General features: G+C 33.4%; 10 protein-coding genes and 1 tRNA gene. 8 read left to right on the forward strand and 3 right to left on the reverse strand.

The genetic code is table 11. From position 1 onward, the window contains the following. Nucleotides 1–7 precede the first annotated feature (7 nt). Genes yidD through rpmH form a run of 3 tightly spaced genes read right to left on the reverse strand, consistent with a single transcriptional unit; the run spans nucleotide 8 to nucleotide 850 of the window. Nucleotides 8–262, reverse strand: a complete 255-nt coding sequence (gene yidD, locus AC1VAQ_RS13095) for a membrane protein insertion efficiency factor YidD (RefSeq protein ID WP_302599249.1) — start codon at nucleotides 260–262, stop codon at nucleotides 8–10. 47 nt (nucleotides 263–309) lie between these two features. Beyond that, nucleotides 310–663: a ribonuclease P protein component gene (gene rnpA / locus AC1VAQ_RS13100; protein ID WP_302599250.1), complete on the reverse strand. Its 354-nt coding sequence runs from the start codon at nucleotides 661–663 to the stop codon at nucleotides 310–312. Nucleotides 664–715: 52 nt separating this feature from the next. After that, nucleotides 716–850, reverse strand: a complete 135-nt coding sequence (gene rpmH, locus AC1VAQ_RS13105; protein WP_054743209.1) for a 50S ribosomal protein L34 — start codon at nucleotides 848–850, stop codon at nucleotides 716–718. Between the two features lie 886 nt (nucleotides 851–1,736). Between rpmH and dnaA the strand changes: the two genes are divergently transcribed. From dnaA to AC1VAQ_RS13145, 8 genes are all read left to right on the forward strand, one after another. Beyond that, entirely contained in the window at nucleotides 1,737–3,077 is a 1,341-nt protein-coding gene (dnaA, locus tag AC1VAQ_RS13110) for a chromosomal replication initiator protein DnaA (protein WP_302599251.1), read from the forward strand. Between the two features lie 249 nt (nucleotides 3,078–3,326). Continuing rightward, complete coding sequence (gene dnaN, locus AC1VAQ_RS13115; protein WP_302599252.1) at nucleotides 3,327–4,433, forward strand: DNA polymerase III subunit beta; 1,107 nt, start codon at nucleotides 3,327–3,329, stop codon at nucleotides 4,431–4,433. A gap of 101 nt (nucleotides 4,434–4,534) precedes the next feature. Then, nucleotides 4,535–4,741: a S4 domain-containing protein YaaA gene (gene yaaA, locus AC1VAQ_RS13120; RefSeq protein WP_302599253.1), complete on the forward strand. Its 207-nt coding sequence runs from the start codon at nucleotides 4,535–4,537 to the stop codon at nucleotides 4,739–4,741. A gap of 17 nt (nucleotides 4,742–4,758) precedes the next feature. Continuing rightward, a complete protein-coding gene (gene recF, locus AC1VAQ_RS13125) occupies nucleotides 4,759–5,844 on the forward strand; it encodes a DNA replication/repair protein RecF (protein WP_302599254.1) in 1,086 nt (361 codons plus the stop codon). A gap of 101 nt (nucleotides 5,845–5,945) precedes the next feature. Beyond that, nucleotides 5,946–7,850 (forward strand): DNA topoisomerase (ATP-hydrolyzing) subunit B, encoded by a 1,905-nt coding sequence (gene gyrB / locus AC1VAQ_RS13130; protein WP_302599255.1) that lies wholly within the window; start codon nucleotides 5,946–5,948, stop codon nucleotides 7,848–7,850. 22 nt (nucleotides 7,851–7,872) lie between these two features. Next, nucleotides 7,873–10,422, forward strand: a complete 2,550-nt coding sequence (gene gyrA, locus AC1VAQ_RS13135) for a DNA gyrase subunit A (protein WP_302599256.1) — start codon at nucleotides 7,873–7,875, stop codon at nucleotides 10,420–10,422. Between the two features lie 80 nt (nucleotides 10,423–10,502). After that, complete coding sequence (locus AC1VAQ_RS13140) at nucleotides 10,503–11,432, forward strand: C39 family peptidase (RefSeq protein WP_479904021.1); 930 nt, start codon at nucleotides 10,503–10,505, stop codon at nucleotides 11,430–11,432. 369 nt (nucleotides 11,433–11,801) lie between these two features. Continuing rightward, nucleotides 11,802–11,890: transfer RNA gene (locus tag AC1VAQ_RS13145), tRNA-Ser, on the forward strand. The last annotated feature ends 234 nt before the right edge of the window (nucleotides 11,891–12,124 follow it).

Here is a 12,124-nt window from a genome sequence, read left to right on the forward strand (position 1 = left end):
TTTAACATTAAGGTTGCTTTTTACTCCGCTTCACTTTTTTCTCTGGTACTGGATCATACATTACTGGATGAAATGGATGACATTTTAAAATCCTTTTAATCCCTAAAAATGTTCCTTTTAAAAAACCATGAATTTGTATCGCTTCGTAAGTATATTGTGAACATGTTGGAAGGAATCTGCAATTTCCTCCAAGCATGGGGGATATTCCTTTTTGATAAAATCTAATAAGTAAAAGTGCTACTTTTTTAGGTAAGTTTTTCATTTTCACCGATCCCTTCGTAGCAATTATATCCTATTATTATAAAACTATTATAAATCTTCTTGTATGTCATATACCCTATGTTGTTTTAACAAATGAATTAATGCGGAAGAAATGTCTTGATAGGACGCTCCATTAGCGTTAGATCTGGCAACGATAACAAAATCCCAGCCTTGTTTTTCAATATATTCTTCGTTTAATCTATAGCTTTCTCTAATGAGTCTAGTTGTACGGCTACGTACAACACTATTTCCGACTTTTTTACTAACCGATATGCCTAATCTATTATTAGACTTATTATTTTTTAATTTATACACTACTAAATATTTGTTAGCAAAAGATTTTCCTCTTCTATAAACTACTCTAAACTCGTAGTTTTTCTTTAGTGATTCTGCATATTTCATACAATGCTCCTAAATTTTTATAGCAAAACAAGGCCACAAAAGCGGCCTTGTTTTATGCTGTTAATTTTTTTCTACCTTTTGCTCTTCTTCTAGCTATTACCGCTCTACCGTTTTTAGTTCTCATTCTTTTACGAAAACCATGTTCTTTACTTCTTTGACGTTTCTTTGGTTGGAAAGTCATTTTCATTGCGCGTACCTCCTTTATGGGATAAGTTACCACACAATATGCACATTAAAATTGATAAATAACCAAACGGATGATTATCTATCACACACAAATAAAAAAATATTTACATTCATTTATAGAAATGTAAACAAGCACTGTAACCAGTATAATTTATTTATTTTCCAACGTCAAGATATACATCTAATATTGGCTAAATAAATATTTGGTAATTTTATATGCCACATTAATCCTATTTTTAATTTCTAATTCCCAGAATCGCAGGTTTCTATACATGTTTTTAATAAAAAAAATAAGTCTCTTCCTTATTATAATGTATTATTTACTACCCGCCCTTCTCTCTTACGCTATCTGACCCCTCTTCCCTTTTTCATTTTCCTATTAATCTCTTTCTCTTCTTAATTATTATCTTTTTATCCACTTTTTACTCATTTTTATCATCTTTTTTTCTCATTCCACTCATTTTTTCTTTTATGCCATCCCCAATTATCCCCGCCCTATTCTCCTTATTTCATTTCTATTTAGTCACTCTGCTAAAATATCCACAATTTTTTCGCCAGTATTGCTGTGGATATTTTTATTCTACTGGTTGATTTTCCACAGGTAATTTGATATTATTAGATTACTTGTAGATAAGTTGTTGATTAAGTAATGTTATTCACATTCTGTTGATAAAGTTGTGTATAACATCTACTTTTTTTATTTTTTTTGCATTTTTTATTACTTATTTTTAACTTTCCTATCTGAATAACTTTATCCACACCCTGTTTCTATCTTGTTTATTCTTTTAGGAATTTTAATTTTTTAAGATATATGTTGATTATTTTATGCACATGTTGACAACACTTGAATAAGCTGTGCATAAATTTTGTAATTAGGAGGATTAAGAATGTCATCAGTGTATGAAAAACAATGGGAAGCCATTCTTAGTATTATCGAACTAGAGACTTCTAGTGTCAGCTTTAATACTTGGTTTAAAGATACGCAAATCCTTGATATTCAAGACAACGTCTTAATATTAAGCGTAAAGAATGAATTTACTAAAGAGATTCTCAATACGCGTTATCTTGAACTCATTCGTAATAGTGCTCTTCAAGTTCTAAATAAAGAGTACACGATTAAGTTTGTGCTTCCTAATGAACAAACCAAATTAGAACAAAAAAATAATAAGAAAACTGAACAATTACAAGATCCATTAAATAACCCAAGTAATCTTAATCCTAGATATGTATTCGATAGCTTTGTCGTAGGTAATAGTAACCGCATGGCCCACGCTGCAGCTTTAGCTGTTGCTGAAGCACCTGCTCGTGCTTACAATCCGCTCTTCTTATATGGAGGCGTAGGTCTTGGTAAGACCCACCTTATGCATTCTATTGCGCACTTTATTCTAGATCAGAACCCTAATGCTAAGGTTATCTATGCTTCTTCAGAGAAGTTCACTAATGAGCTTATTAACTCAATTCGTGATGATAAAAATGAAAGTTTTCGCAATAAATATAGAAATATTGATGTCCTTTTAATTGATGATATTCAATTCATTGCTGGAAAAGAACGTACTCAAGAAGAATTTTTCCATACTTTTAATGCATTACATGAAGCTAATAAGCAAATCATTATATCTAGCGACCGTCCGCCTAAGGAAATTCAAACACTTGAAGATCGTTTGCGTTCACGTTTTGAATGGGGACTTATCGCAGATATTCAAAGTCCAGATTTAGAAACAAGAATTGCTATTTTACGCAAGAAGGCTGAAATTGAAAGCTTATCCGTACCTGAAGATGTACTTCTATTTATTGCAAAAACAGTTATCTCTAACATTAGAGAACTTGAAGGTGCTTTAAATAGAATTCTTGCGTTCTCTTCATTAACTAATAAACCTATTACAGTTGAACTCGCTAATGAAGCACTTAAAGATCTTATTTCTAAGGACAAACCTAAAGTAATTACAGCAGAATACATTCAAGAGACTGTAGCAACCTACTTCCATCTCAAACCTGAAGATCTTCAATCTTCTAAGAGAACACGTAATATTGCTTACCCTCGCCAAATTGCAATGTATCTTTGCCGTAAGCTTACAGACCTTTCTTTACCTAAGATTGGTGAAAAATTCGGTGGTCGTGACCATACAACAATTATTCATGGTTTCGAAAAAATTTCACGTGAGCTTCAAACAGATATTGAACTCACACAAATTTTAAATGAACTTGAAGCTAAAATTACATCTAAATAACCTGTGTATATTCATGTGAACTTAACGTGAACTATTTGTGGATTATTTTTGTTACTTTAACTTCAATGTGAACAATGTGGATAAAGTTAAAGTTTTACTTCAACTTGTCCACATCTATATATACATGCTTTTTATTAATGACTTCAAGGGCTCGCTAGGGTTATCCACAACACTAACAAGTCCTATTACTATCATTGCTAAAAAACATATTATTATTGTATTTGTTTTACCCGAAAGGAGATTATCCACATGCATATCTATTGCAGACAAGATTTATTGCTTAATAGTATTAATACTGTTCTTAAAGCATGTTCAACTAAAACAACAATGCCTATACTTGAATGTATTCTATTACAAGCAGCTAACAATAAATTAACTTTAGTAGGTAACAACCTAGAGCTAGGTATTGAAAGTACTATTGATGCTGAAGTTATGACAGAAGGCTTTATTGCCTTAGAAGCTAAAATTTTCTCTGAAATCATCAGAAAGATGCCAGGAGAAATCGTTGAAATCTCATCAGATGATCACTTTATGACAAGCATTGTAAGTGAGAAATCTAAATTCCAAATTGCTGGTCAATCAGGTAAAGACTTCCCAGCACTTCCATCTGTGGAAAAAACTAATTCATGCACAGTAAGCCAAGTCGTTTTAAAGGATATGATTCGCCAAACAATCTTCTCTGTTGCGCAAGATGAAACAAGACCTATCCTCACAGGTGAGATGTTACAAATTAAAGATAACAGCTTAAACCTCGTATCTGTGGATGGTTATCGTATCTCTTACAGAAAGACATTACTCTCAATTGAGAATGCAAATGTTGAAGTTGTCATTCCAGGAAAGACACTTGTTGAGATCAACAAAATATTATCTAGTGAAGAAGATGACGAGGTTACAATCTATTTTGAAGACAAACATGTGCTCTTTGACTTAGGTGACAGTAAAGTTGTTTCTAGACTTCTTGAAGGAGAATTCTTAAAATACGAACAAGTTTTCTCTTCGGATTACGAAACACAAATTGTTGTAGACCGTAAAAATTTACTCATGAGTATTGAACGTGCGGCACTTATTTCTAGAGAAGGTAAGAAAAATCCTATCAAATTAGAGATGGATGGTGATAAAGTAATCATCACATCTAATGCAGAGCTTGGAACAGCTAGAGAAGAGATTGATGTAGAACTTGAAGGTAAGTGTATTACGATTGCATTCAATCCTAAATACTTAATTGACTCACTTAAAGCAATAGATGATGATAAAGTATGCATTAACTTTATCTCTGCTTTAACACCTTGCATTATTAAGCCAGAAGAAGGCGATCACTATAAATATTTAATATTACCAATCCGTGTAAATGCATAATTAAAATTAAGTCGCTCTAAAATTCAATTATGAATCATAGAGCGATTTATTCATTAGTATTTTGTATACAATATACGCATAAAAGATAAGGAGTACAAAAAATGAAAGAGATTAAAATCGATACAGAATTTATTAAATTAGACCAGCTTATGAAATATGCCTCAATGGTACAAACAGGTGGAGAAGCAAAAATGCTTATTGCTCAAGAACTTGTTTTAGTAAATGGAGAAATCTGCACACAAAGAGGTAAAAAGATTAGACCTGGTGACGAAGTACAATTTGACGGAGAAACTTATAAAGTTAATTAATCAAGAGGGAGAGCTTTATGTATATAAAGGAGCTATCTTTAAGTGACTTTAGAAACTATGATGAGTTAAAAATTCAGCTTGATCATGGTATCAATATTTTTAGAGGGGATAATGCTCAGGGGAAAACGAATGTCCTTGAAGCAGTATATCTTTGTGCAACAGCGAGATCGCACCGCACCCATAAAGAAAAAGAAATTATTAGATGGAATCAAGAAGCTGCTCACGTAAAAATCAATGTACAAAAACATTATGTTGAGGATGTCATTGATTTTCATCTTACCCAAAAATCTAAATCTGCACTTATCAATAAAATGCCTATTAGCCGATTAGGGGAGCTATTTGGCTGCCTCAATATTGTAATGTTTTCCCCAGAAGACTTGCAGCTTATTAAAAATAGTCCTAAGGAACGCAGGCGTTTTATGGATATTGAATTATGCCAGATTGATAAGATGTACTACTATGCCCTTAGACAATACCATAAAGTTTTAAAACAGAGAAATCTTGCACTCAAAGAATGCTTTAGAACAAAGGATTATTCGATGCTTGATGTTTGGGATATGCAATTGGAAGAATATGCAAAGACAGTCATTGAGAAACGAGAAGCCTTTATTGAAGAAATTAATGAGATTGCATATGCAATTCACAAGGATATCTCTGGTAATAAGGAAACATTGCAAGTGATTTATGAGCCAAGTGTTAAAGCTGAGGATTTTAGCGAAAAAATGTTAAGAAATAGAGAAAAGGATTTATTATATCAAAATACGTCAGTAGGTCCTCATCGTGATGATATGACATTTTTAATAAATGATATGGATGTTAAGACTTATGGCTCACAAGGACAACAACGTTCCGTAGTTTTATCTATGAAGCTGGCAGAATTAAATATTATGAAAAAGTACATTGGCGAAGAACCTGTACTTTTACTAGATGATGTACTCTCTGAGCTAGATGATAAGCGCCAACGGGACTTATTTAAATACACACAAAGCATTCAAACACTAATTACTTGTACAGGAATTGAACAAAGTGTATGGAATACACAAAAAATTGGAAAACTATATAATGTAAAAGCTGGAAGAATCACACCAGATGACAGGAAATAGTTAAAAAATTAAGTAAATTTGCCTTAATTAGTATTTTGATGTATAATAAATGTTGGATTATTATGTTTATGAGTAATTATTAAAGGAGTGAGATCTTAGTTATGGCAGCAACGTACAATGAAAATCAAATACAAATATTAGAGGGGCTGCAGGCAGTACGAAAAAGGCCTGGTATGTATATCGGTAGTACTTCCGCAAAAGGTCTTCACCATCTAGTATATGAAATCGTAGATAATGCCGTAGATGAAGCATTAGCAGGTTACTGTGACACTATCAAAGTAACTATACACCCAGATAATACAATATCAGTTTTAGATAATGGTCGTGGTATCCCAGTAGGTATTCACCCTCAAAAGGGAATTTCTACTGTAGAGGTTGTATTTACTATCCTACATGCAGGTGGTAAATTCGGCGGCGGCGGATATAAAGTATCTGGTGGTTTACATGGTGTAGGGGCATCAGTTGTAAATGCGCTCTCAGAATGGCTTACTGTAGAAGTTTATACTGACGGTAAGATTCATCAAGAAAAGTTTGCAAGAGGAGAAGTTGTGCAACCTTTAACTGTAATCGGAGAAACAGACAAGGTTGGAACATATGTCCACTTTAAACCAGATGCGGAAATATTTGAAGAAACTGTATTTGACTATAAAGTTTTAGAACAAAGATTAAAAGAAACAGCTTTCTTAACAAAAGCACTTAAAATTCAATTAATCGATGAACGTGAAGATAAAAAGCAAAACAAAACATTCCACTATGAAGGTGGTATTAGAGAGTTCGTTGAACAACTCAACAAACATAAAACACCACTATACGATCAAATCTTCTACTGCGAAGGTGAAAAAGATGGTATAGCAGTTGAAGTATCGTTCCAACATAATGATACTTATGTTGAAAACGTATTTAGTTTTGTAAATAACATTAATACTATTGAAGGTGGTACACACCTTTCAGGATTTAGAACAGCTATTACTAAAAACCTCAATGACTATGCTAGAAAAATGGGACTTTTAAAAGAGTCAGATAAGAATTTAACAGGTGATGATATTAGAGAAGGTATGACAGCTGTTATTAGTATTAAAATCAGTGACCCTCAATTCGAAGGTCAAACTAAAACAAAGTTAGGTTCAAGTGAAGCAGCAGGTGCTGTACAATCAGTATTTGGTGATCAACTTACTTACTTCTTAGAACAAAATCCTAATGTAGGTAAGGTAATTGTTCAAAAAGGTATTATGGCAGCAAGAGCTAGAGATGCTGCACGTAAGGCAAGAGAACTTACACGTAGAAAGAGTGCCTTAGAGGGTAACTCACTTCCAGGTAAACTTGCAGACTGCTCTGAAAAAGATGCATCTAAATGTGAAATTTACATTGTCGAAGGGGATTCTGCGGGTGGTTCAGCTAAGAGTGCTCGTTCACCTAAAACACAAGCAATCTTACCACTTAGAGGTAAAATTCTTAACGTAGAAAAAGTTAGAATTGATAAGATGCTTGAGAACCAAGAAATTCGTAATATGATTACAGCTTTTGGTGCAGGTATTAGTGATGACTTTGATGTGACAAAGCTTAGATATGGCAAAATCATTCTCATGACCGATGCCGACGTCGATGGTGCACACATTAGAACACTTTTACTTACATTCCTATACAGATACTATAGAGAACTTATTGAGCAAGATCACGTATACATTGCTCAACCACCACTCTACTTAGTAGAGAAAAACAAAAAGAAACATTATGCATTTAATGATAAGGAACTTGAAAAATTACTTGAAGAAATTGGTAGAACAGGTATTTCTCGTATGCAACGTTACAAAGGTCTAGGGGAAATGAATGCAGAGCAGCTTTGGGAAACAACAATGGATCCAGAAACAAGAGTACTTGTTAAAGTAAGTATTGATGATGCAGCAGCAGCAGATGAAATCTTTACAAAGCTAATGGGTGACGATGTAGAACCAAGAAGACAGTTCATTAATGAACATGCACATAAAGTAACCTACTTAGACATATAAAAAAGGGCAAGGAGAATAATAAATGGATACAAATGATGTAACTTATGACAGAATTATTCATAGAGATATCAACGATGAAATGCAGACATGCTATATTGATTACGCCATGAGCGTAATTGTATCTCGTGCCCTCCCAGATGTACGAGATGGCTTAAAACCTGTTCATCGTCGTATTTTATACTCTATGAGTGAGCTAGGATTAGGCTCAGATAAACAATACAGAAAGTCAGCACGTATCGTTGGGGATACAATGGGTAAATATCACCCACATGGTGACTCTTCTATTTATGGTGCCATGGTACGTATGGCGCAAGACTTTTCTACAAGATATCCATTAGTAGATGGCCAAGGAAACTTTGGTTCTATTGATGGAGATAGTCCTGCCGCAATGCGTTATACAGAAGCACGTATGAGCAAAATGACAGCTTTAATGCTTGCAGATATCGATAAGGAGACGGTTGATTTTAGACCAAACTTTGATGAATCATCAAAAGAACCATGCGTTCTTCCAGCTAGATTCCCAAATCTATTAGTAAATGGTTCATCAGGTATCGCTGTAGGTATGGCAACTAATATTCCACCACATAACTTAACAGAAGTTGTGAATGGTGTTATTAAAATGATTGATAACTACAGAGGCGAGAATGAAGAGAATGAAGTACGTGAGACTGAACTTGACGAACTCATGGCAATCATTCAAGGTCCAGATTTCCCAACAGGCGCAACAATTTATGGACGCTATGGCATTGAACAAGCTTACCGTACAGGTAGAGGTAAAGTAAAAGTTAAAGCCAAAGCAGAAATTGAAGCAATGCAAGCTGGTAAATCTAGAATTGTAGTCACAGAAATTCCTTATATGGTAAACAAATCTGCCTTAATTGAGAAGATGGCAGACCTTGTAAAAGATAGAAAAATTGATGGAATCACAGATATTCGTGATGAGTCTGATAGAAATGGTATCTCTATTGTTATCGAACTTAGAAGAGATGTAAACCCAACTGTTATACTCAACCAATTATATAAATATACACAATTACAAGATACATTTAGCATCAACATGCTTGCACTTGTGGATGATAAACCTAAAACACTTAACCTTAAAGAAGTACTTGAACAATATTTAAAACATCAAGAAGATGTTGTAACAAGAAGAACACAATACGATTTAAATAAAGCTGAAGCAAGAGCTCATATTTTAGAGGGGTTACGCAAAGCCTTAGATAAGATTGACTTAATTGTATCTCTTATTCGTAGTTCTAAAACAGTTCAAGAAGCTAAAGAAAGACTTATTGAAGCAATTGATTTAACAGAAATCCAAGCTCAAGCGATTGTTGAAATGAGACTTCGTGCTTTAACGGGCCTTGAAAGAGAAAAAATCGAAGAAGAGTATCAAGAGTTACTTGGAAAAATTGAATACTTAAAATCAATTTTAGGTAGTAAGTTCAAGTTACTTGGCGTTATCAAGGATGAGATATCAGAAGTAAAACAAAAATATGGTGATGGACGTAGAACAGATATCACTATTGATGAAGATGAATATGATATCGAAGACTTAATTGATGAAGAAAACATTGTTGTTACAATTACTCAACTTGGTTACATTAAACGTATCCCACTTGATACTTATAAAAACCAAAATAGAGGTGGTAAAGGTATCATTGGTCTGAATACAATTGAAGATGACTTTATCAAACAACTCTTCGTAACAACTAACTTTAACTACATTATGTTCTTTACTAATAAAGGGAAAGCATACCGTATTAAGGGTTATAGAATCCCAGAGGCAGGAAGAACAGCTAGAGGTACAGCTATTGTTAACTTACTTGAGTTAGACAAGGATGAAACAATTACAGCAGTATTCCCGGTTAAAGAGTTCGAAGAAGATATGTTCCTAACAATGGTAACTAAAAAAGGACAAATTAAGAAAACACCACTTAAAGACTTTAGAAATATCAGAAAAGGTGGACTTATTGCGTTGTCTTTAGCTGAAGAAGATGAACTTGTAGATGTACAAAAAACAAAATCAAGAGATTCTATTTTAGTAGCAACTAAATTTGGCCAAGGAATCATGTTCGAAGGCACAGATGTTAGACCAATGGGTAGAACAGCTAGAGGTGTACGTGCAATCAATCTTAATGAAGGTGATGAAGTTATAGGAGCTACTGTGCCTAAAGAGGGTGAACAAGTTCTTACAGCTACAGAAAAAGGGTTAGGAAAGAGAACACAAATTGATGCCTTTAGAGCACAAAAACGTGGTGGTAAAGGTATTAAGGTTAATAAGATTACAGAACGTACAGGTAATGTAGTGGGTATTACGGCAGTTAAAGATGAAGACGAGTTATTAATGATTACATCAGAAGGTGTTATTATTCGTATTAAAGTAGCTCAAATTTCATCAATCGGACGTAATGCACAAGGGGTAAAATTAATTAATGTATCTGATGATGTAAAAGTTGTTTGTATAGAAAAAGTAGATGAAGAATTCATTGATGATAGCATTGAAGAGTCAGTAGTAGAAGTAGATGAAGAAAATACTTTAGAATCTGACACAGAAGGCAACACAGAAGAATAATGAAAAAAGCTAGTATTATTTTACTAATATTAGTATTAATAGGTGGAGCAGTTGGATATTATATTTATAATAATTATCCAATGGCTCTGCCTAATTTTATAGAACAAACATCATCAGCCTATAAATATGTTATAAAAAGATCTGGAAAAATCGTAGCAGTAGCCAATAAACAAGAAGAAGCTATAGAAAAAGCTAAAAAGATATCTAGGAGTATAGCTGTTAATACATACAATAATGAGTGGATTTATACCAATCTACAGCCGTTCCTTATTTTAACTGAAGATGCTACACATGACTTTGCAACATTTGAAGAGGCTTACAAATATGCAAGGAGAAATGGCTATACGAAGATTTATTATAAGAAGGGAAATAAACCTTTATGGAAGGAAGGCGGAGCGACGAAGGAAAGCAAACCTTTAGATGTGCCTTTAGTTTTACAACTTCCAGAGCTCCCTAGAGGATGTGAAGTGACATCATTAGCCATGCTGCTTAAATACTATGGGACAGATGTATCTAAAATGACGTTAGCAGAGAAAGTGAAAAAAGATACAACGCCATATAGTAAAGATGAAACAGGTAGACAATATTATGGAAATCCGTATGATGGTTTCGTTGGAGATATGTATAATAAAAATAAAAATGGCTATGGTGTATATCATGGACCTATAGCTGAATTAGGCAAAGAATATTATGGCGAAGATCTAATAGATATAACAGGGGTAGAGTTTGAAGACTTATTGTATTTTTTAAGCCAAGGAAAGCCAGTATGGGTAATTACTAATGCAACATATAAGCCTCTAGGTGATACATATTTTGAAATGTGGCATACTCCCACAGGCGTAGTAAAAATTACTAAGAAGCTTCACTCCGTTATAATGACTGGTTATGATGAGCAATATATTTATATAAATGATCCATTATATAGTCAAAAAAATAGGAAACTAAACAAAATAGATTTTCAGAAAGCCTGGGAACAAATGGGTAATCAAGCTATTATTATTGCCAAGTGATAAAACAAAGTAGAGTTAAATAATAAAGTTAAACAAAGTAAGGGTTATTGTATTAAGTAATTAATGCAATGGCTCTTTTTTATTAATACAATAGCCTTTTATAGAGCAGTAAGTTAGATAAGCTATGTTTATAGATGAATTTACAGCGATACAATATTGATGAATAATTAAAAATTATAGATATAAAGTACATGTTTAGAAAAATATATATAGATAATAGAAATAAAATAGGACTTAAAACGTTGATAAATCAATGTTTGCTTAAAAAAATAAAAATATGTTAGAAAAAAGCTTGACGTAAGCAAAAAGCTTTGATAATATATATATTGTCCTGAGCGACAGGACGAGACAAACAAACAATGTTAGTTCGGAGAAGTACTCAAGTTGGCCGAAGAGGTGCCCCTGCTAAGGGTATAGGTCGGGTAACCGGCGCGAGGGTTCGAATCCCTCCTTCTCCGTTTATTTCTGTCTTAAAGATAGAAATAAAAAGTACTTGACATAAAGCAAAAGATGCGATATACTAATCAAGTACCAAAAATGAACTTTGAAAACAAAATAGTAATCATATAAACCAGTCGATTCATTAACTGCTTTAAGTAGTAAAATGAGTACAACACTATGTACTAAGTAATTTAGCTAGCAACATTAGTTGCAAGAGCAAACTTTTTTATGAGAGTTTGATCCTGGCTCAG

This window comes from Cellulosilyticum sp., from assembly GCF_982396655.1.

Excerpts from the sequence above, each read along its gene's own strand:
- gyrB (WP_302599255.1), top strand. The coding sequence starts at position 5,946 with ATGGCAGCAACGTACAATGAAAATCAAATACAAATATTAGAGGGGCTG.
- yaaA (WP_302599253.1), top strand. The coding sequence starts at position 4,535 with ATGAAAGAGATTAAAATCGATACAGAATTTATTAAATTAGACCAGCTT.
- rpmH (WP_054743209.1), bottom strand. The coding sequence starts at position 850 with ATGAAAATGACTTTCCAACCAAAGAAACGTCAAAGAAGTAAAGAACAT.
- rnpA (WP_302599250.1), bottom strand. The coding sequence starts at position 663 with ATGAAATATGCAGAATCACTAAAGAAAAACTACGAGTTTAGAGTAGTT.
- yidD (WP_302599249.1), bottom strand. The coding sequence starts at position 262 with ATGAAAAACTTACCTAAAAAAGTAGCACTTTTACTTATTAGATTTTAT.
- AC1VAQ_RS13140 (WP_479904021.1), top strand. The coding sequence starts at position 10,503 with ATGGCTCTGCCTAATTTTATAGAACAAACATCATCAGCCTATAAATAT.
- gyrA (WP_302599256.1), top strand. The coding sequence starts at position 7,873 with ATGGATACAAATGATGTAACTTATGACAGAATTATTCATAGAGATATC.
- dnaN (WP_302599252.1), top strand. The coding sequence starts at position 3,327 with ATGCATATCTATTGCAGACAAGATTTATTGCTTAATAGTATTAATACT.
- dnaA (WP_302599251.1), top strand. The coding sequence starts at position 1,737 with ATGTCATCAGTGTATGAAAAACAATGGGAAGCCATTCTTAGTATTATC.
- recF (WP_302599254.1), top strand. The coding sequence starts at position 4,759 with ATGTATATAAAGGAGCTATCTTTAAGTGACTTTAGAAACTATGATGAG.